The organism is Pseudarthrobacter sp. WHRI 8279, assembly GCF_040224115.2.
Lineage (GTDB): Bacteria > Actinomycetota > Actinomycetes > Actinomycetales > Micrococcaceae > Arthrobacter.
The window spans coordinates 864,440-883,410 of the sequence record NZ_CP168162.1; the positions used below are offsets into that span (position 1 = coordinate 864,440).

The following is an 18,971-nucleotide window of genomic DNA, read 5'->3' on the forward strand; positions in this document are numbered from 1 at the left end:
ACGACGGCGGGACTACAGCGGGGCATCCTCCGGCAGGTCGACGTCCAATGCCAGGAGGGCATTTTCCACCACCTCGGTCAGCGCCGGGTGGATCCAGTACGGGCCCCGGGCCAGCTCATGGACGGGCACGGACCCTGCCATGGCCTGGACCAGGGGCTGGAGGAGGATGGACGCTTCATGGCCCAGGATGTGGGCGCCCAGCAGCCTGCCCGAGGCACGCTCGGCCACAAGCTTCACCACGCCTTCCCCGTCCTCCATGGCCCAGCCGTAGGCGGTGGTGCCATAGTCCTGGACCGCTGTCACCACGTCGGTTCCCGCGGCTGCCTGTGAACGGGCCTCTGCTTCGGTGAGGCCAACCGATGCCACCTGCGGGTTGGAGAAGACTGCGGAGGGCACGGCGGTGTAGTCGATGCGGCGCAACCGGTCCGGGTGTTCCAGGTTGTGCGCCACCACGCGTGCTTCCCGGTTGGCCACGTGCTTGAGCTGGTACGGGTTGGCCACGTCGCCCACGGCGTAGACGCCGTCCACTGGCGTGCCGCGGGAAAGGATCCGCAGGCTGGCATCGACGGCCAGGGTGCCGTCGTCGTTCACATCGAACCCGGCGGCCTCCACGCCCAGCCGGTCCGTGTTGGGAACCCTGCCGGTGGCCATGAGTACAACATCCGCAGGTACGTGAAGCGGCCGGCCGCCGGCATCGGCAAAGTTCACCACAACGGTGCCGTCGCCGTTGTCCTCGATGGACTGGAGCGAGAAGCCCAGTTCCAGCCTCCAACGGCTTGCCGCCGCCGCCGCGAACCGCCCGGAGATTTCGGCGTCGTGGCCGCGCAACAGGCGCCTGGTCCTGTTGACCTGGGTCACGCTGGAGCCGAACCCGTGGAAAATTCCGGCAAACTCTGCAGCGATGAAGCCGCCGCCAACCACCACCACCCTTTCGGGCAGCCCGTCGATCCGCATCACGGTGTCAGAGGTATGCACCTGCGGCAGGCCGATCCCCGGCACCTCGGGCAGGACCGCCCTGGACCCGGCGGCAACCACAACCTGCCCGGCCGTGATGTCCACACCGGATTCGGTCCGCAGGGCCCGCGGTCCGGTGAAGCGGACGTAGTCCTCATAGAGGTCAACGTGGTCCAGTTCCGTTGCCCGGTAGTCCCGGCCGGCGGAGGAGATGGAGTCTATCCGGCCAAAGATCCGGTCGCGGATGGCATTCCAGTGCACTTTGTCCAGGCTGAGGTCCACTCCAAGCCGGGCTGCCTCCTGCTGCGCCGCGGCAAGCCCGGAGGGGTACACGAACATCTTGGTGGGAATGCACCCCACATTGAGGCAGGTGCCGCCAAAGACGCCGCCGTCAACCAGGGCCACGCGCTTGCCATCCCAGTACGGGGTGATCAGGGAATTGCCGGAGCCGGATCCGATGATGGCAAGGTCATAGTGGGGCATGGCAGGTCTTTCCGAAACGGCAGCGGCAGGCGGATTTTGCCTGTCCGGGCAGTCTAGGCCAATCCGGACCGGATGCCCCGACAGCGGTGCGGCGCCAGTAGAATAATCGCGGACGGAACAGGCGCAGCAGCCTGCCGCCAGCTGCCGAGGTGACATACGCAGCGTTCCATCGGCCCGGTTTCCCGGGCCCTCCACGCGCACCCTGAAGGAACTCCATGTCATCGCCCTCCCTGACGCTGCCTGCCCCGGCACCGGCTGCCGCTCGTAAACGCCGGCTGCTGGAAATTCTCGGCGCGGCGGCCATCGCCGCCACCTATGTCTACCTTGTCCTCAACCAGCCGGCCGACATCACCGGCGGGCCCGGCAGCGCGTCCGCGCTGATTGCCCTTTCCGGATTCCTGGTGGGCGCCATCCTGCTGATCGTGGCAGTCCTGCCGACGTTGCCGGCCTCCACCGTGGTGCTGATCCCCGTGGCACTGGTGTTGAACATCGTGCTGGGACAGTTCGTGGGCAGCACTTTGGTCCCGTTCTACCTCGATGCGATCGGCACGGTCCTCATCGCCGTGCTGGCAGGACCGGCCGCAGGCGCCGCAACCGGAGCGCTCAGCAGCATTGTCTGGTCCTTCTTCAACCCCACGGTGCTGCCGTTCGCAGCCGGCGCCGCACTGATCGGCTGCCTGGCGGGACTTGCCGCGCGGCACGGGATGTTCCGCCGCTTCTACCTCGCCCCCGTGGCCGGTTTTGTCACCGGAATCATCGGCGGCGTGGTGTCCGCGCCGGCGGCGGCCTTTGTTTTCGGCGGCACGTCCGGCGTGGCTACCGGCGCCATCGTCAGCGCCTTCCGGTCCATGGGGGACACACTCCTGGCCGCCATCACCAAGCAGGCGCTCATCTCCGATCCCATGGACAAGGCCATCGTCTTCACCGTGGTGGCCGTCCTGGCCTACGCGCTTCCCCGACGCGCGCGCCTGCAGTTCCCGTTCGTCCGCCGGCACCGCGTGCTGGCCGGCACGTCGCCCGAACAGGGCTCCTGACCCCCACGCCGATGCGCCTGCATCCGCTGACCTCCCTGGCCGCCGCTGGCAGCACGGCGGTAATAACGACGGCGGCAGCCAGCTGGCCGCTGTCCCTCGCCGTCATGGGTGCTGCCGTGGTCCTCTCGGCAAGGGGAGGCACGGCACGGCAGCTGCTGCCCGCGGCTGCGGCAGTGCTGCTGCCCCTGGGCTTGTCGCTGCTGGCCATGCATGGGCTGTTCTTTCCCGAGGGCCGGACAGTCCTGGCAGAGTGGGGAGTGGCCCGCATTACCACCGAGGGCCTTGTCTTCGCCCTGGAGCGGGCAGCGCAGCTGGGGGCGGTAGTCCTGAGCTTCCTGGTGTTCTCCTTCAGCGTCAGCGTGCCGGACCTGGTGGCGGTGCTGTCCTCCCGCGGTGTCCAAGGACGGTTCGCCTTCGTGCTCGCCTCCACCTTGACCCTGCTGCCGGCCATCTCCTCCCGCGCGGAACGGATCCGGCAGGCCCAGGAGTCCCGTGGACTGGTGGTCCGCCGCGGACTGCTGCACCGCGCGGCCGCGTTCCGGCTGCAGGCGGTGCCGCTGGTCCTGTCCCTGATCGAGGATGCCGGAACACGGACAGCCGCCCTTGAAGCGCGGGGCTTCAGCAATCCCGGGCCGCGGACCAGCTACCGGGACGTTCCGGATCCGATCCGCCAGCGCGTGTTTCGGGGTGTGCTGCTGGCGGCCGCTGCAGCCGCGGTTGCTGCGCGGCTGCTGCTGACCCGGGCGGGAAGCTGAGCCATGTCCGCCACCCACCCGATGCGAACCCAGCCGGTACTGTCAGCCGGAATCCGGAGCTTCACCTACCACGGGGATGAGGCCCCCGTCCTGGAGGGGATTGACCTCAACCTCGTCCCCGGAACGTTCACGGCCATCCTCGGAGCGTCCGGAAGCGGCAAGTCCACGCTGGGCCGGCTGCTGTCCGGCTGGCTTCCCCCCGGAACCGCTGGCACCCTCCGCGGTTTCCTGGAACTCGCAGGCACGCGCCTGGACTTCGGCGGTGACGCGGACCCGCGGATCAACCCGGCGGAGTGGGGCCGGCAGGTGGGCTTCGTTCCCCAGGACCCTGCCGCCGTCCTGTCCACCGTCCGGGCAACGGTGGCGGAAGAACTGGCGTTCGGACTGGAAAACGCGGCACTGGAACGGCAGGCCATGAAAGCCACGGTGGAACACACTGCCGGCCTCCTGGGGCTCTCGGAGCTTCTGGGACGGAACCCCGCCGCGCTGTCCGGCGGCCAGCTCCGCCGCCTCGCCATCGGCTGTGCCATCATCACCGGTCCGCGGGTGCTGATCATGGACGAGCCCTTCGCATCGCTGGACAGTGCCGGAACTGCCGAACTGGCACGCCTGCTGCAGGACCTCGCGACGGCCGGTACCGCCGTCGTGGTCCTCAGCCAGGTGGTTGACGCGCCACTCCTGGACGCCGGAACCTGGGTTCTTCTGGCGGACGGCAGCGTCATGGGGAGCGGAACGCCGGCCGAAATGGGGGCCGGCCCCGGGCTGCTGCCGTCCGGTATCCGGTACGCCGGCAGCGGGACGGCGCCGGGGCAGGGCCACAAGGAAGCCGTGCAGACGGAGACGCTGCCGCCGCGCAACGATGGAGGCGTTCCCGCACTTGAGCTCCGCGGCGTCTCCTTTGGCTACAGCGCCCGGGGCAAGGAAGCGCAACTTAGGAACATGCGGCGCCGGGACCCGGGCGGAAAAGCGGCAGGCAGCGCTCTGGTGCTGCAGGGCATCAACCTGCGCATCCATAGCGGCGAGATCGTAGCGGTGACCGGGCCCAACGGGGCAGGAAAATCAACGCTGCTGCGCCATTTCAACGGACTGCTCCGGCCCACCGCGGGCCGCGTCCTGGTCCACGGCAGGGACATTGCGGGGGTGCCGCCAGGGGAAGCGGCCGGCTCCGTGGGCCTGCTGTTCCAGCAGCCCCGGGACCAGCTGTTCGAGCGGACCGCCCTCCGCGAAGTGCGCTTCGGCCTGGACCGCCTGTTCCACCCCGGCGAGGCAGCCTCCCGGGCCCTGGAAGCACTGTCCGCCGTCGGCCTGGCAGGGGCGGAGCACACGCACCCAGCCGAACTTCCCGCCTCCGGCCAGCGCCTCCTCGCCCTGGCCACGGTCCTTGCCCGCAAACCGTCAGTCCTGGCCCTGGACGAACCCACCGTGGCGTTGGACGGCGGCGGCCTCGCCCTGCTGGACGCTGCGGTGCGTTCCGCGGCAGGGGAGGGCGCCGCCGTCGTGCTGGTCACGCATGACCTTGGCTATGCCCGCGCTGCTGCCCACCGGGTGGTAGCGCTCGACGGCGGGCGGCTGGAGGGCTGATCAGGCGGGACGGGACGCCACTCCCGGCGCCAGGAAACGCCTGCCGTTGACGCGCTCGGAGGCTCCCACTCTGTCGAGGTAGGGGGTGATGCCGCCGAGGAACATGGGCCAGCCCGCGCCCAGGATCATGCAGAGGTCGATGTCCTCGGGACCGGCAACCACGCCTTCGGTGAGCATGAGGCCGATTTCCTCCGCCAAGGCGTCCTGCGTGCGCCGCAGCACTTGCTCCGCAGTGGAGGGGGAGGTGCCGAAGGACATCAGCGCCAGGGTGGATTCCGGGATTTCCTGCGATCCGTCCGGGCCGGCCGCCCATAGGCCCTTCACGCCGTTGTCGATGAGCTTCTGCAGGTTGGCGGAGACCGTGAAGCGTTCGCCGAAGGCCGCGTGCAACGATTCCTGGACGTGCTGGGCCACGGGCAGGCCCACCATGGCGCCGAGCGTGAAGGGCGTCATCGGCAGGCCCATGGGACGGAGGGCGTTGTCCGCCACCTCGGCGGGGGTGCCCTCATCAAAGGCGGCCGTGACCTCGCCCATCAACCGCAACAGGATGCGGTTCACCACGAACGCGGCCGCGTCCTTCACCAACACCGCTGTCTTCTTCAGGCCCTTGGCCAGTTCGAAGGCGGTGGCCAGCACGGCGTCGTCCGTCTTCGGAGCACGGACAATTTCCAGGAGCGGCATGACGGCCACGGGGTTGAAGAAGTGGAAGCCCACCACGCGCTCCGGGTGCTGCAGGTCCTCCGCCATGGCGGTAACGGACAGCGAGGAGGTGTTGGTGGCCAGGATGCAGTCCGGGGAGACAACTGCCTCCAGTTCGGCAAAGACCTGCTTCTTGACGTTCAGTTCCTCGAACACGGCTTCAATCACAAAGTCCGCGTCAGCGAAAACATCCTTGGATACGGAGCCCGTGACCAGCGCCTTGGTCCGGTTGGCGGCGTCCTGGCTGATGCGCTTCTTGCCCAGGAGCTTGTCCACCTCGGCGTGGACATACCCCACGCCCTTGTCCACGCGGGCCTGGTCAATGTCCGTCATCACCACGGGGACCTTGAGCTGGCGGGCGAACAGCAGTGCCAGCTGGCTTGCCATGAGCCCGGCACCAACCACCCCAACCTTCGTGACAGGACGGGCCAGCTTGCGGTCCGGGGCTCCCGCGGGGCGCTTGGACCGCTTCTGGACGAGGTCCAGGAAGGCGTAGACGGTGGCACGGAACTCGTCGGTCTGCATGAGGTCGGCGAGGGTTTCGCATTCCAGGGCAGCAGACTGTGCCTGGGTCATGGTCCGGTTCGCCTCGAGGATGTCCAGGACCTTTCCCGGCGCAGGCGCAGCATTGGACGTCTTCGCGTCCACGAAGGCCCGCCCTGCCGTGACGGCGGCATCCCAGCGCGCGGCGGTTGCGGGCCCGGCGGGATCGACGGCGTTGGTACGTTCCGGGACCACGTCGCCGGAAATGACGCCGGCCGCCCACGCGAGGGACTGCTCCAGGAAATCCGCAGGCTCGAACAGGGCGTCCGCGACACCCAGGCTGAACGCCTGGGGTCCGGTCAGGGTCCGGTTGTTGCTGAGCGGGTTTTCAATCATCACCTTGACGGCGTTTTCCGGGCCGATGAGGCGCGGCAGGATGTACACGCCGCCCCAGCCCGGGACCAGGCCCAGAACGGCTTCCGGCAGCGCAAGTGCGCCTGCTCCGGTGGAGACTGTGCGGTACGTGGACTGCAGGGCAATCTCCAGCCCTCCACCCAGTGCCGCGCCGTTGATGAAGGCGAAGCTGGGGACCCCCAGGCCGGCCAGCGTGCTGTACACATCGTGTCCCAGCTGCGCCATCCACAGCCCGTGCTCGCGCTTGTCCAGGTTCTTGACGGCGGAAAGGTCGGCGCCCGCCACCAGGTAATAGGGTTTGCCGGTTACTCCGACGCCGACGATTTCACCCCGGGCCGCGCGGTCCCGGAGACCCTCCAGGACCTTGCCGAGCTCCACCAGCGTGTTCGGCCCCAGTGTGGTGGGCTTGGAATGGTCCAGGCCGTTGTCCAGGGTGATGAGGGCGAACGTGCCAGGGCTTGGCTTCCCGGCCGGTGCCGGCAGCTCGATGTCCTGGACGTAGGAATGCGTCACCGTTTCGTTGGGAAACAGGTCGGCAAGTCGGGTGAAATCTGCGGCGCTCATGCTGCTCCTTCGGAAACGGTGTGGGTGGCGGAGTTTGCCGGCCGGGCTCCGCTGTAATCGGCGTGGCGGGGGTTTTCCCAGATCACCGTGGCGCCCATGCCCAGGCCAACACACATGGTGGTGATGCCGTAGCGCACGGAAGGGTCTTCCTCGAACTGCCGGGCCAGCTGGGTCATCAGCCGTACGCCGGAGGAGGCCAGCGGGTGCCCCACTGCGATGGCGCCGCCGTAGCGGTTGACCCGGGTGTCGTCGTCGGCAATGCCAAAGTGCTCAAGGAAGCTCAGGACCTGGACGGCGAACGCTTCGTTGATCTCGAAAAGGCCGATGTCCCGGATGGAAAGCCCCGCGTTCTTCAGGGCCTTCTCGGTAGCGGGCACCGGGCCGATGCCCATGACTTCCGGTTCGACGCCCGCGTAGGCGTAACTGACCAGGCGCATCCTGACCGGCAGTCCGAGCTCCGCCGCGGTGTCGGACGAGGCCAGGACAGCGGCGGTTGCGCCATCGTTCAGGCCCGCGGAGTTACCTGCGGTGACCCGCCCGTGTGCCCGGAACGGGGTGCGGAGGCCTGCGAGGTCGGCCAAGGTGGTGCCGGGCCGCGGGGGCTCGTCCACCGTGTGCAGGGACCATCCCTGGCCGGGCTTCATGGCTGCCACCGGCACCAGGTCCGGCTGGATGCGGCCGCTGCGGCGGGCGGTCTCGTATTTTTCCTGCGATGCCACGGCATAGGCATCTGTGCGTTCTTTGGTGATGGACGGGAAACGGTCATGCAGGTTCTCTGCGGTGTTCCCCATATTGAGGGCGGCCGGGTCCACCAGCCGCTCGGACATAAAGCGCGGGTTAGGATCGGCGCCGGATCCCATGGGGTGGTTGCCCATATGCTCGACGCCACCTGCCACCGCCACGTCATAGGCTCCGAAGCCGATGCCGCCGGCGACGGAGGTCACGGCGGTCATTGCCCCTGCGCACATGCGGTCTATGGCGAACCCGGGAACCGTCCTGGGCAGGCCGGCGAGCAGGGCGGCGGTCCGGCCCAGGGTAAGGCCCTGGTCTCCGGTCTGGGTGGTGGCAGCAATCGCCACTTCATCGATCCGCTCCGGCGGCAGGGAGGGGTTCCGGCGGAGCAGTTCACGGATGCATTTCACCATCAGGTCATCAGCCCGGGTGCCCGCGTAGATGCCCTTTTCCCCGGCCCTGCCGAACGGTGTGCGGAGGCCGTCCACAAAGACGACGTCCCGGACAGTGCGCATGGATGCGCCGCTTTCCTGGTGGCTCACGTATAACTCCTCATCGAGACGTAGGCGCCGGTTGCGTGCCGGAATGCGGCAGCCAGCCTGGCGGCAATACCATCGATGTTACTCGTGAGTAACTTAGCCCGCAAGGCCCTGGATTGAAGGGACGCTCTCTCCTTTAATGCGCCTTTTTGGCTGGCGCTCGCTCACTCTCTTCAAGAAAGTGAGCGAGCGTCGGCACTATTCACGCATCAACCGAGAGAGCGTTTGGGGATTCGTTTTGGGAGCCGGTGGCCGACGGCGGGACCTACTGGCCTGCCGCGGTTGCGTCCGCTTTGGGTTCCTTGGCGGGCAGCGGCTGGGGGTTCAGGAACGCCTCGGAGATGAGCGGTGCGGCCAGTTCCACCTGCCAGTCCCGTGCGCCCAGGGCGCGAAGTTCCGCGGCGATCGCGTCTTCGCCGACATCCGCCGGTGGGCGCCAGGCCACCCGGCGCAGGTAGTCGGGAGTCAGCAGGTTCTCCAGTGGCAGGTTCAGCTCCTCGGCCCTGGCCTGCAGCAGCGGCCGGGCGGTGGCCAGCCGGCCAGCTGCCGCCGGATCGCGGTCGGCCCAGACCCGCGGCGGGGGCGGGGCATTGGTGGGCAGGTGCAGTGGCGGGAGCTCTTCGAGGTCGCGGGCTGCGGCGATGCACCGCAGCCAGCGGGGAGCCTCCCGCTGGGCCGCCCTGCCGTGGAAGCCCTTGGTTCCCAAAAGCTGCGGCACCGTGGACGGCATCGCCTTGGCTGCAGCCACCAGCGCAGAGTCAGGGATCAGCCTGCCGGGGGCAACATCCCGCTTCTGCGCCAGGGAGTCGCGCTCCAGCCACAGCTCCCGGACGGCAGCGAGCTGCCGGCGGTCGCGGATCTGGTGGAGCCCAGAGGTCTTCCGCCATGGGTCGACACGGGCCGGCGGCAGTCCCGCGGCCAGGATCGCCGCAAATTCCTGCTCCGCGTACTCCAGCTTGCCATCAGCCTCCAGGAGTTCGATCAGCTCCTCCCGCAGTTCCGTCAGGACCTCAACGTCCAGTGCGGCGTACCTCAGCCAGGGTTCCGGCAGGGGACGGGTGGACCAGTCGGCGGCGGAATGCTCCTTGGCGAGACCAAAGCCCAGCAGTTGTTCGATCACGGCCGCGAGTCCCACCCGGGGGAGCCCGGCGAGCCGTGCCGCGAGTTCGGTGTCAAAGAGCCTGTCCGGCCACATGCCCAGCTCGGAGAGGCAGGGCAGGTCCTGGCTGGCGGCATGCAGGATCCACTCGACGCCGCGCAGGGCGTCGTTGATGATGTCCAGGTTGCCGAACGGTTCGGGGTCGATCAGCCAGGTTCCGGCGCCTTCACGCCGGATCTGGACAAGGAAAGCCCGCTGCCCGTAGCGGAAGCCGGAAGCCCGCTCAGCGTCAACCCCCGCGGGCCCTGTTCCTGCGGCTATGGCCGCGGCGCAGCGCTCCAGGCCGGACTGCGTTTCGATCACCAGCGGAACGCCGTCCCGGGGCGAGGCAAGTTCAACGATTTCGGGGACAGGGCTGTCAAAGCCTTCCACCGTGATATGGGGTGCGGTATCAGCAGCCGGGACGCCGGCCGTGGTGTTATCCGGAATGTTAGGGGTCATGATGCCTTCAGTTTACCGGCCGGCCGGTCCACGCCCGTGTGCAGGCCTGCGTCCGGTCCTGCAGTGCTGCCTTGTGCGCCGCGCGCGTCCGGGCGCCACCGGCCAGGGATCTCAGTTCCGCCGCCGGTGTGTCAGCGGCGTAACGCCGTCCGGAAGGGGCGGCAAGCCGGCGAATGTGCAGACCATGTCGGACCATGCCTCGAGGTGGGCCCGGACGTCAGATGTGGCGGGTGTCCAGGACGCACGGAGTTCAATGTCGATGGATCCCGGCCGCTCCGAGAGGGTGCCGAAGCTTTCGGAGAGGACGCGGGTGGCGGTGCCGCCCGCGGCCCGGTACGGCGCCTTGTGATTTTCCAAGGCCTCAACGAGCCAGGTCCAGGCGACGGTTCCGAGCATCTCGTCATTGCCCATCTCGGGCTCCAGTTCTGCGCGAATATAGGTGACGATGCGGAACTCCCCGCCCCAGACCTCCGATCCGTCCGGATCATGCAGGAGGATGAACCGGCCGGTTGCCAGTTCCGTGCCGCCGTCGTCTTCCGTTCCCGAGGCGGCAGCCAGTGCCATGGCGGCGGGACCGTGAAGGGGCGTTCCAGGCGTGCCGGCGCCGGGAGCATAAACCTCGGCGCCGAGGGCGACAGCGAAGGGTGCCAGGCGGGCAGGCGCGGGAATCTCCGCCAGTCGGAGCTCCCGGCGGCACTGGGCTTTCCTGAGGGTTCCCAAGGCGTGGAGAAACTCCGGGGGAACCTGGTCAAGTGCGTTCACCTTCGCAGGTTACGCAACTGTGCCGGGCAGGGCGGGTAGGCTCGCCGCCGTCCCTTGCCCTGGGTGCAGGCAGCGTCAGCCGGCACGCTGCTGGAGTTCCCGGCGGATGGCGTCAGCAAAGGAATCCACGTCCTCTTCGGTGGTATCAAAGGAACACATCCACCGGACTTCCCCGGCGGCTTCATTCCAGTCGTAGAAGCGGAAGGACGCGCGCAGCCGGTCCGCCACGCCGTCGGGCAGGATGGCGAACACGCCGTTGGACTCGGTCTTCTGGGTGGGCTGGACGCCGTCGATGGTGTCGACGGCGGCGCGGAGCCGTGCGGCCATGGCGTTGGCGTGGGCGGCGGAGCGCAGCCACAGATCGCCCTCAAGGAGCGCGATGAACTGGGCCGACATAAAGCGCATCTTGGACGCCAGTTGCATGTTCATCTTGCGCAGGTAGACGAGCCCGTGCGCGGCCTCCGGGTTGAGCGCCACCACCACTTCGCCGAAGAGCAGGCCGTTCTTGGTCCCGCCGAAGGACAGGATGTCTACGCCGGCGTCGCGGGTGAAGGCCCTGAGTGGAACCCGGAGGTGGGCTGCGGCGTTGGCCAGCCTGGCGCCGTCCATGTGGAGTTTCATGCCTTTGGCGTGGATGTGGTCTGCGATGGCCCGGACTTCCTCCGGCGTGTAGCACGTGCCAAGTTCCGTGGTCTGGGTGATGGAGACCGCCAGCGGCTGGGCGCGGTGCTCGTCGCCCCAGCCCCAGGCCTCGCGGTCGATCAGTTCGGGGGTCAGCTTGCCGTCCGGCGTCGGGACATGCAGGAGCTTGATGCCGCCGACGCGCTCCGGGGCACCGTTCTCATCCATGTTGATATGGGCCGTGGATGCGCAGACCACCGCACCCCACCGGGGGAGCAGCGACTGCAGCGAAAGGACGTTGGCGCCGGTGCCGTTGAAGACCGGGAAGCACTCAATGCCGGGCCCGAAGTGTTCCTCCATCAGCTCCTTCAGCCGGGCGGTGTATTCGTCCTCGCCGTAGGAGACCTGGTGGCCGCCGTTCGCGGCCGCCAGTGCCGCGAGGACTTCCGGGTGCACCCCCGAATAGTTGTCCGAGGCGAACCCCCGCACGTTCGGATCGTGGAGGCGGACCCCGGCGGCGGTTTCAGCAGTTGTTGTCATCGCTTTGCTCACGCTTTCAGTCTAAGTAAAGTCGGGCGCCGGTAAGTCAGGGCGCCAGCAGCAGCCGGCTGCCGTTCAGTTCAACGGCCGGGGTTTCGAAGAGGCCGACGACGGCGCGCGCCAGGTCCCCGACGTCCGTTGCCCCCGGGAAAGTCCGTCCTGGATGGCTGCGGCGCAGCCCCTCGTCAACCAGGGCCTTGACCACCAGGACGACGGCGGCTGCCGCGCCGCCGCCGTTCCCGGAATCACGGCGGAAGCCGTCCGCCACGGCCATGGTCCAGGCTTCAGCGGCGGCCTTCGCTGCGGCATAGCTGGCTCCTGCCGCCGAGGGCTTGCTGACGGCGGTGGAGGACACCAGGGCGAAGCGGCCGTTCGGGGAGGCGGCGACGTCGTCGTAAAAAACGCGCGAAACGTTGCGGAGTGTCGTGATGGCTCCCCGTTCGAGGAAGTCCCAGTCCTCGTCCGTCTGGTCCGTGATGCCGCGTGCGCCGCGCCAGCCGCCCACCAGGTGGATGACGGCGTCCATTGGTCCGGCGGCAGCGGAGACCTCGGCCCGCAGCTGCCTGACCTCTTCCATTTGGGCGAGGTCGCACACAAAGGGGGCAACGCCGTCGCCCGCCTGTTCCGCCGCCGCGCTGATCCTGGCCCGGTCCGACCCCACGGTGAAGACGCGGTGGCCTGCTTCCTGGAGCGCGCGGGCCACGGCGACGCCGGACGCTCCGCTGCCGCCGGCAACAAGAACGTTCAGCCGCTGTTGTGCTGTACCCGGTGCTTCCGTCACAGGGCAGAGGCTCCGGTGATTCCGGCAGTGGACTCGATGACAGGGCGCATCTTCTTCTCCAGCGCTTCGTAGAACATGGACAGCGGGAATTCGTCGTCAAGCACCTGGTCCGTAAGGCCGCGGGGTGGACCGGCCAGGGGCAGTGCCTCCGGTCCCTTGGCCCAGACGGAGGCCGGGTGGGGAGTAACGGTCGCGGAAATCAGCTGGTACGCGGCCAGCCAATGGGCGGTCTTCGGCCGGTCAATGGAGCGCCAGTACAGCTCGTCGATGTTTGCGCCGAGCGCGATGACGGCGTCGGCTACCTCGTCCCAGTCGATGGTGAGCCGGGTGTCCGTCCAGTGCAGGACACGCTGCTGGTGCAGCCAGGCAAAGAGGAGCTGGCCGCCCAGTCCGTCGTAGTTCCGTACCCGGCTGCCGGTGATGGCGAAGCGGAAGATGCGGTCAAAGATGATGGCATACTGCACCAGTTTGGCGTGGCGCCGGGCCTCAGGATCGGCGTCTTCGTCCTTTTCTATCCGTACGGACTCTCGGAAAGCAGTCAGGTCGCAGCGCAGTTCCTCGAGCGAGTACAGGAAGAAGGGCATCCGCTGCTTGATCATGAACGGATCAAACGGCAGGTCGCCACGCATGTGGGTCCGGTCGTGGATCAGGTCCCACATGACGAAGGTGGCCTCGGTCAGGTCCTGGTCGGCGAGCATTTCCGCGGCGCCTTCGGGCAGCTCCAGGCTGGTGGTCTCGGCTGCGGCCTTGAGGACGCGGCGGAACCTGGCCGCCTCCCGGTCCGCGAAGATGGCTCCCCAGGTGAAGGTGGGGGTCTTGCTGACCGCGACGGTCTCAGGGAACAGTACAGCGGAGTTGGTGTCATAACCGGCGGTGAAGTCCACGAAGCGGATGGGAACGAACAGCTTGTTCGAGTAATCGCCCGCCTCAAGGCCGGCGATGAACTCGGGCCAGATCACCTCGATCAGGACTGCCTCCACCAGGCGGCTGCTGCTGCCGTTCTGCGTGTACATGGGGAAGACCACCAGGTGCTGGAGGCCGTTCCGCCGCTGCTCCTGGGGCTGGAAGGCCAGGAGGGAGGACAGGAAGTCAGGGGTGGCAAACCCGGCGCGCGCCCAGCTGGAAAAGTCCGCGCAAACAGCGTCCAGGTATGTGGCGTCATGCGGGAAGGCGGGGGCGAGGGCGCGGACGACGGTGACGATGTCTTCCACCTTGGCAGCTGCCTCGGAATGGTGCGCGGCGTCGGGGATGGAGCCGTCCTGGGCCTGCAGGGCCTGGAGGGCAGTGGCGGCGGCCTTCAGCCGCTTCCAGTCCTGGTTCTCCGCGGAAATCCCGGTGACGGCGGTGGTGAGGGTTTCGGTCATCGTCGGCTGCCTTTCTGGTTGCTTGCTACTAATGCCGAGCGTAGCAAGCAACCAGAGGGGCTAATGCAGAAAGGGTGTAAGCCTAAGAAAGCTTTAGGCTCGGGTACGGGGATCGCTGCCGGAGGAGGCTGGCAGCTGGGGCATCACTTCTCCGGCTCCGTTCCGCTGACCTGCGCATCCTCTTCCGGGACCAGCCGGATGGAGATGGAGTTGATGCAGTAGCGCTGGTCCGTGGGGGTTCCGAAACCCTCGCCCTCAAAGACATGGCCCAGATGCGAATCACAGGCTGCGCACCGGACCTCCACCCGGTCCATCCCCATGGTGCGGTCGTGGATGTAGCGGACCTTCCCTTCCGCAAGCGGTGCCCAGAAGGACGGCCAGCCGCAATGGGAATCGAACTTTTCGTTGCTGGTGAAGAGCTCTGTCCCGCAGGCGCGGCACTGGTAGACGCCTGCCGTGTGGGTGTCCCAGTATTCACCGGTGTAGGGACGCTCGGTTCCGGCCTGGCGAAGCACGCGGTATTCCTCCGGCGTGAGTTCCTCGCGCCATTGGGCATCGCTCTTTTCAACGCTCTTGCCGCCCGCGGCGGAACCGGCGGATGCCGCCTCAGGGGCAGGCACGGCCGTATCTGGGGCCTTATGTCCGAAGATGCTGTTTCCGAAAATGCTCATAGCCTTCCCAACGCTCACGAGTCGCCAATAAATCCCGAGCCCGCGTACAGGTGAAGCACCGGTATGCCCAGCTGGTCCTGCGCTTTGTTGGCCCAGTCCGTATGGAAGGTGTCCGCCACGGCATGCGGCCGGGTGATCACCACCGCCTGCGCAGCGCCGGTCTCGCGTACCTTGGAGACCAGTCCGCTGACCGCCCCGCCGTCCACGACTTCCCCTGTAAGGCCTGAACCCAGTCCTTCCAGGGCAGCGAGGGACACGGACAGGGTCTCGGCTGCCTTGGCACGTTCCTGGGTGGGATCCGGGGCGTGGGAGGTCAGCTCCCGGAAGGCTTTGGCTATGTCCAGCAGCGAAAGGTTCTCGAGGAAATCCACCAGCAGGTGCCGCTCGGTGTTTGCCGGCACCAGGACAACCAGGCGGGTATCCGAGCCGTCCACGAGGCGTTCGATGTTCAGGCGGTCGTCCGCCCCCAGGGGTTCTTCGGTCAGGATGACGATGGGTTCACTCATGGCCTTAGCCTAGTCCTGCAGCGCTGCCCTGCGCAGTGGCCGCCACGCCCGTCCCGGAGGGCCGGCAGGCAGCCGCGCACGCGGCGGAATGCGGGCATCGGTGCCGGGCCGGTAAGAATAGTTTCATGGCATCTTTCCAGCGAACCCGCCCCGCCCCCGTTCAGAGCACCCCCGACTCCGGGGGGATGTCGCTGCGCGCCAAATGGGCAATCGGCGGAGCGATCGGCGGAGGCGGCCTGGCAGGGCTGCTGGCAACAGGGTCCTCTGCGCTCGCCGTGTACTTCGCGCGGCGGGTCATCACGCCGGCACGGCAGCGGGCGGCAGACCAGGAAATGCTCGCGCTCATCAGGGACGGCCAGCGGCAGCAGGCAATTTTTGCCGCCACGGACGACACCACCGTGGACGGTGTCTACGGGTTCTTTTTCGACGGCGGCAAAGGACACGCGCGGATCGGCCGCATCGTTTCCTACTCGCCCGCCGAACGGACTGTCCTGCGGGAGGTCGAAGCGGTCTACGCCGGTGACCTCTCAAAGGCCCGCCGCGGCTGGTGGAGCGGGGCTGTCCACCCGGACCCTTCCGCCGTCGGAATCCCGCACGAGGAAGTGATGATCGACGTTGACCGGGGGCAGGCGCCCGCGTGGCTCGTCCGCGCCGGCGGAACGGCCCGGACCTGGGCGGTGATGGTGCATGGACGGGGAGCCACGCGGCAGGAGGCGCTGCGTGCGGTAGGCCCGGCGCTGGAACTGGGGCTTACCAGCCTCCTGGTTTCCTACCGCAACGACGGCCTTGCGCCCTCCGCAGACGACGGCCGTTACGGCCTGGGGTCGACGGAGTGGCGTGACGTCGAGGCAGCAATCGAGTACGCGCTGGCCAACGGTGCGGAAGAGGTTGTGCTGTTCGGGTGGTCCATGGGAGGTGCCATCTGCCTGCAGGCGGCCGACCTTTCCCGCCACCGCCACCTCATCCGGGCGATGGTGCTCGATGCGCCCGTCACTGACTGGGTGAATGTCCTGGCCCATCATGCGCAGCTGAACAGGATTCCCTCCCTTGTGGGCCGGTATGGCCAGCTTATGCTGGGGCATCCGCTGGGACGGCGCCTCACGGGATTGTCCGCCCCGGTTGACCTGAAGGCGATGGACTGGGTGTCGCGGGCAGTCGAACTCCGCACGCCCACGCTGGTGGTGCACAGCGTCGATGACGAATACGTGCCCTACCGGCCTTCTGCCCTGCTCGCCGAGCGCAATCCGGAGATGGTGACCTTCGAGCCGTTCCACCAGGCACGCCATACCAAGGAATGGAACGTTGATCCGGAGCGGTGGGAAAGCCTGGTCAAGGCGTGGCTGCGGCAGCAGCTGGCACCCAGGCTGAATCCGGGCGCCTTGAACCCGGTCAGCCCCTGACAGTGTTTAAGTTCTACTGTCAGCGCTGAATCCGTTGCGGGACGCGCCTGCTCCGGAGCAGCTTCAGCTGAAGCCTGGACCGTCCGAAGGGGTAATGGGATCCGCGAAGTTGGAATGGGTGGGACGGTCGCGGTCCGACAGACGTTCTGGCCATCGAGCGGCGTGCGGATCGACTTTTCCGCACTTCACGCAGTGGCGCGTGAAGGTGCCGTCGCGGTCCGCTTCCGCCACCCAGTGGTGCCCCAGGTTTGCCTTGCAAAACAGGGTTTTGAGCATGACGTTTGTCCATAAAACATCGGCCCTGCGTCAGGCCGGGCCGGCTAACGGCTGAACCGACCAGTGGCGTTGCGTCAGCCGGTCGGGCTGATCCTGCTGCAGGTAGGTGCGCCCTGACGGATCTTGTGTGCCTTGAACATACGACGGCGGCGCCGGCGGCGTGTTTTGGGGCTATGAGAGAAGTGGCATTTTTGGTGCTGAATCGGTGCATCGATTGTAGCGCCGCAAAAGGGCCAGGTGTATACGGGCTGCGACCCCTATGGGGCGGACAACGAGCCTATGGGTGCCGTGACTGCCTGGGTGAGGCGGATCAGGTCAGCCGGCGCCAGTTCTATGTCCAGGCCGCGCTTTCCGCCGGAGACCAGCAGGGTCTGCAGGCCCACGGCGCTTGAGTCCAGCACCGTGGGGGAGGGCAGCCGCTGGCCGAGCGGGGAGATGCCGCCCAGTACGTAGCCGGTGCGCCGCTGGGCTGCGGCCGGATCCGCCATGGCCGCCTTCTTGGCCCCCAGGGCGCTGGCGAACGCCTTCAGGTCCAGGGTTCCGCTGACCGGGACGATGCCCACCGCCAGCCGGCCCTCCACCTCAACCATCAGCGTCTTGAAGACCCTTGAGGGGTCGATCCCGAGGGCCTCGGCCGCCTCGGCCCCATAGCTGGCTGCTGAGGGATCGTGCGTGTAGGGGTGCAGCACAAAGGGAACCCCGGCCGCGGTCAGCGCCGCCGTTGCCGGGGTTCCCTGTGAAGCATTCTTGCGGGCCATGGTGCTGGTCCGGGCAGCAGCTAGGAGCGCACGCCGGAAGCGGCAGCGACCTTGCGCTTGATCCGTCCCAGCATGGCCGTCATGCCCCGCATGCGCAGCGGCGTGATGGCCCGGGTGAGTCCCAGGAGTTCGGGCATATCGTCCGGGACAGCGAGGATCTCTTCGGCGGACAGCCCGTCCAGCCCCTCGTGCAGCACACCGGCGAACCCGCGTGTTGTCGGGGCCTCGGCGGGAGCCTTGAAGAACAGCCGCACGGTACCGGCCGGGCCGCCGTCTTTTTCCGTTTCGATGGTGAGGAAGAGCGGCGACTGGCACTCCACAACCTGCTCCAGCAGTTCGGGGTGGTCCTTGAGCCGGTCCGGCAGCTCCGGAAGGCCCTCGGAGAATTCCAGCAGCAGCTGCAGCCGCTCGGGTTCGGACATGGCCTGGAAATCGTCCACGATGGCCGCTAGGGCGGAAGGCAAAGCTTGAGTAGTCATCGGTCCAAGTCTACGCAATCGCTGTGGAGCGGGCCGCGTCAGGCTCCGACTGCAACGGGAACGGAACCGCGTTCGGCACCCTTGACGATCGGTACCCGCACGGCGTTGCCCCATTCGGTCCAGGAGCCGTCGTAGTTGCGGACGGATTCGAAGCCCAGGAGGTATTTGAGGGCGAACCAGGTGTGGCTGGAACGCTCGCCGATGCGGCAGTAGGCCACGACGTCGTCGCCCGCGGTGAGGCCTGCCTCGCCCAGGTAGAGGGCCTCGAGTTCCTCGCGGCTGCGGTAGGTGCCGTCAGCGGCTGCGGCGCGGGCCCAGGGGACGGACGCGGCGGTGGGGATGTGGCCGCCGCGCAGGGCGCCCTCTTCCGGGTAGGCCGGCATGTGCGTGCGCTGGCCCGTGTATTCCTCGGGGGAGCGGACATCGATGAGCGGCTTGCCAAGATGGGCAAGGACGTCTTCCTTGAAGGCGCGGATGGGAGCGTCATTGCGCTCGACGACGGGGTAGTCGCCCCTGGCCGGAGCCGGCTTTTCCCTGGTGAGTTCCCGTCCTTCGGCAATCCACTTGTCCCGGCCGCCGTCCAGCAGGCGTACATCCTGGTGGCCGAAAAGCTCGAAAACCCACAGGGCGTAGGCAGCCCACCAGTTGGACTTGTCCCCGTAGATCACCACTGTGCTGTCACGGGAGATGCCCTTCGACGCCGCCAGTTCGGCGAACGCGGCGCCGTCCACGTAGTCGCGGGTTACGTCGTCGTTCAGGTCTGTGTGCCAGTCAATCTTCACGGCGCCGGGGATGTGGCCGGTTTCGTAGAGAAGGACGTCTTCATCGGACTCCACCACCACCAGCTCGCCGTTGGCGACGGCGCCGCTTTCGACAGCGGCAGCGAGCCACCCGGTGGAGACCAGCCGCTCCGGATGGGCGTAGGCAGCGAACTTCTCGTTCTGTTCAACGGGGTAGGGCATGATCTTGGCCTTT

The 18,971-nt window shown here is 67.6% G+C and carries 17 protein-coding genes; 4 read left to right on the forward strand and 13 right to left on the reverse strand.

The annotated features are described in order from the left end of the window. Window positions 1–12 precede the first annotated feature (12 nt). A complete protein-coding gene (locus ABRP28_RS03840) occupies window positions 13–1,437 on the reverse strand; it encodes a mycothione reductase (RefSeq protein ID WP_350002256.1) in 1,425 nt (474 codons plus the stop codon). Between the two features lie 215 nt (window positions 1,438–1,652). On the opposite strand from ABRP28_RS03840, the gene ABRP28_RS03845 reads away from it, so the two are divergent. From ABRP28_RS03845 to ABRP28_RS03855, 3 genes are read left to right on the forward strand one after another with little or no spacing between them, the layout of a single operon-like run. Next, window positions 1,653–2,471: an ECF transporter S component gene (locus ABRP28_RS03845; RefSeq protein ID WP_350002257.1), complete on the forward strand. Its 819-nt coding sequence runs from the start codon at window positions 1,653–1,655 to the stop codon at window positions 2,469–2,471. 11 nt (window positions 2,472–2,482) lie between these two features. Beyond that, on the forward strand, window positions 2,483–3,226 hold the full coding sequence (locus ABRP28_RS03850) for an energy-coupling factor transporter transmembrane component T (protein ID WP_350002258.1): 744 nt from the start codon (window positions 2,483–2,485) through the stop codon (window positions 3,224–3,226). Between the two features lie 3 nt (window positions 3,227–3,229). Next, window positions 3,230–4,807, forward strand: a complete 1,578-nt coding sequence (locus ABRP28_RS03855) for an ATP-binding cassette domain-containing protein (RefSeq protein ID WP_350002259.1) — start codon at window positions 3,230–3,232, stop codon at window positions 4,805–4,807. On the opposite strand, the gene ABRP28_RS03860 is transcribed toward ABRP28_RS03855, so the two are convergent. From ABRP28_RS03860 to ABRP28_RS03900, 9 genes are all read right to left on the reverse strand, one after another. Continuing rightward, complete coding sequence (locus ABRP28_RS03860; RefSeq protein WP_350002260.1) at window positions 4,808–6,967, reverse strand: 3-hydroxyacyl-CoA dehydrogenase NAD-binding domain-containing protein; 2,160 nt, start codon at window positions 6,965–6,967, stop codon at window positions 4,808–4,810. Beyond that, window positions 6,964–8,241, reverse strand: coding sequence for an acetyl-CoA C-acyltransferase (locus ABRP28_RS03865; RefSeq protein ID WP_350002261.1), 1,278 nt, complete (start codon window positions 8,239–8,241; stop codon window positions 6,964–6,966). Before ABRP28_RS03865 ends, ABRP28_RS03860 begins: the two co-directional genes overlap by 4 nt. A 262-nt stretch (window positions 8,242–8,503) precedes the next feature. After that, a complete protein-coding gene (locus ABRP28_RS03870; protein WP_350002262.1) occupies window positions 8,504–9,838 on the reverse strand; it encodes an HRDC domain-containing protein in 1,335 nt (444 codons plus the stop codon). Window positions 9,839–9,949: 111 nt separating this feature from the next. Then, window positions 9,950–10,600: a DUF3000 domain-containing protein gene (locus ABRP28_RS03875; protein ID WP_188812774.1), complete on the reverse strand. Its 651-nt coding sequence runs from the start codon at window positions 10,598–10,600 to the stop codon at window positions 9,950–9,952. Between the two features lie 75 nt (window positions 10,601–10,675). Further along, complete coding sequence (locus tag ABRP28_RS03880; RefSeq protein WP_350002393.1) at window positions 10,676–11,761, reverse strand: low specificity L-threonine aldolase; 1,086 nt, start codon at window positions 11,759–11,761, stop codon at window positions 10,676–10,678. Window positions 11,762–11,807: 46 nt separating this feature from the next. Continuing rightward, a complete protein-coding gene (locus tag ABRP28_RS03885; RefSeq protein WP_350002263.1) occupies window positions 11,808–12,542 on the reverse strand; it encodes an SDR family NAD(P)-dependent oxidoreductase in 735 nt (244 codons plus the stop codon). Continuing rightward, window positions 12,539–13,906 carry a DUF6421 family protein gene (locus ABRP28_RS03890; protein WP_350002264.1) on the reverse strand — a complete coding sequence of 456 codons (1,368 nt, stop codon included), beginning with the start codon at window positions 13,904–13,906 and terminating at the stop codon, window positions 12,539–12,541. The genes ABRP28_RS03885 and ABRP28_RS03890 overlap by 4 nt, the downstream gene beginning before the upstream one ends. Window positions 13,907–14,049: 143 nt before the next feature. After that, entirely contained in the window at window positions 14,050–14,577 is a 528-nt protein-coding gene (gene msrB / locus ABRP28_RS03895; protein WP_350002265.1) for a peptide-methionine (R)-S-oxide reductase MsrB, read from the reverse strand. Between the two features lie 14 nt (window positions 14,578–14,591). Then, complete coding sequence (locus tag ABRP28_RS03900) at window positions 14,592–15,083, reverse strand: hypothetical protein (RefSeq protein ID WP_231455004.1); 492 nt, start codon at window positions 15,081–15,083, stop codon at window positions 14,592–14,594. Window positions 15,084–15,208: 125 nt separating this feature from the next. Between ABRP28_RS03900 and ABRP28_RS03905 the strand changes: the two genes are divergently transcribed. Further along, entirely contained in the window at window positions 15,209–16,483 is a 1,275-nt protein-coding gene (locus tag ABRP28_RS03905; RefSeq protein ID WP_350002266.1) for an alpha/beta fold hydrolase, read from the forward strand. Window positions 16,484–17,016: 533 nt separating this feature from the next. Here ABRP28_RS03905 and ybaK read toward each other — a convergent pair. Genes ybaK through ABRP28_RS03920 form a run of 3 tightly spaced genes read right to left on the reverse strand, consistent with a single transcriptional unit; the run spans window position 17,017 to window position 18,958 of the window. Then, window positions 17,017–17,517, reverse strand: coding sequence for a Cys-tRNA(Pro) deacylase (ybaK, locus tag ABRP28_RS03910; RefSeq protein ID WP_350002268.1), 501 nt, complete (start codon window positions 17,515–17,517; stop codon window positions 17,017–17,019). A gap of 20 nt (window positions 17,518–17,537) precedes the next feature. Continuing rightward, window positions 17,538–17,996, reverse strand: a complete 459-nt coding sequence (locus ABRP28_RS03915; RefSeq protein ID WP_350002269.1) for a SufE family protein — start codon at window positions 17,994–17,996, stop codon at window positions 17,538–17,540. A 38-nt stretch (window positions 17,997–18,034) separates the two neighbouring features. Further along, window positions 18,035–18,958, reverse strand: a complete 924-nt coding sequence (locus ABRP28_RS03920; protein WP_350002270.1) for a sulfurtransferase — start codon at window positions 18,956–18,958, stop codon at window positions 18,035–18,037. Window positions 18,959–18,971 lie beyond the last annotated feature (13 nt).

What these genes read in the sequence shown, in the direction of transcription:
- ABRP28_RS03890 (WP_350002264.1), bottom strand. Translation starts at nt 13,906, where the DNA reads ATGACCGAAACCCTCACCACCGCCGTCACCGGGATTTCCGCGGAGAAC.
- ABRP28_RS03900 (WP_231455004.1), bottom strand. Translation starts at nt 15,083, where the DNA reads ATGAGTGAACCCATCGTCATCCTGACCGAAGAACCCCTGGGGGCGGAC.
- ybaK (WP_350002268.1), bottom strand. Translation starts at nt 17,517, where the DNA reads ATGGCCCGCAAGAATGCTTCACAGGGAACCCCGGCAACGGCGGCGCTG.
- ABRP28_RS03905 (WP_350002266.1), top strand. Translation starts at nt 15,209, where the DNA reads ATGGCATCTTTCCAGCGAACCCGCCCCGCCCCCGTTCAGAGCACCCCC.
- ABRP28_RS03845 (WP_350002257.1), top strand. Translation starts at nt 1,653, where the DNA reads ATGTCATCGCCCTCCCTGACGCTGCCTGCCCCGGCACCGGCTGCCGCT.
- ABRP28_RS03860 (WP_350002260.1), bottom strand. Translation starts at nt 6,967, where the DNA reads ATGAGCGCCGCAGATTTCACCCGACTTGCCGACCTGTTTCCCAACGAA.
- ABRP28_RS03855 (WP_350002259.1), top strand. Translation starts at nt 3,230, where the DNA reads ATGTCCGCCACCCACCCGATGCGAACCCAGCCGGTACTGTCAGCCGGA.
- ABRP28_RS03880 (WP_350002393.1), bottom strand. Translation starts at nt 11,761, where the DNA reads ATGACAACAACTGCTGAAACCGCCGCCGGGGTCCGCCTCCACGATCCG.
- ABRP28_RS03840 (WP_350002256.1), bottom strand. Translation starts at nt 1,437, where the DNA reads ATGCCCCACTATGACCTTGCCATCATCGGATCCGGCTCCGGCAATTCC.
- ABRP28_RS03920 (WP_350002270.1), bottom strand. Translation starts at nt 18,958, where the DNA reads ATGCCCTACCCCGTTGAACAGAACGAGAAGTTCGCTGCCTACGCCCAT.
- ABRP28_RS03870 (WP_350002262.1), bottom strand. Translation starts at nt 9,838, where the DNA reads ATGACCCCTAACATTCCGGATAACACCACGGCCGGCGTCCCGGCTGCT.
- ABRP28_RS03850 (WP_350002258.1), top strand. Translation starts at nt 2,483, where the DNA reads ATGCGCCTGCATCCGCTGACCTCCCTGGCCGCCGCTGGCAGCACGGCG.
- msrB (WP_350002265.1), bottom strand. Translation starts at nt 14,577, where the DNA reads ATGAGCATTTTCGGAAACAGCATCTTCGGACATAAGGCCCCAGATACG.
- ABRP28_RS03915 (WP_350002269.1), bottom strand. Translation starts at nt 17,996, where the DNA reads ATGACTACTCAAGCTTTGCCTTCCGCCCTAGCGGCCATCGTGGACGAT.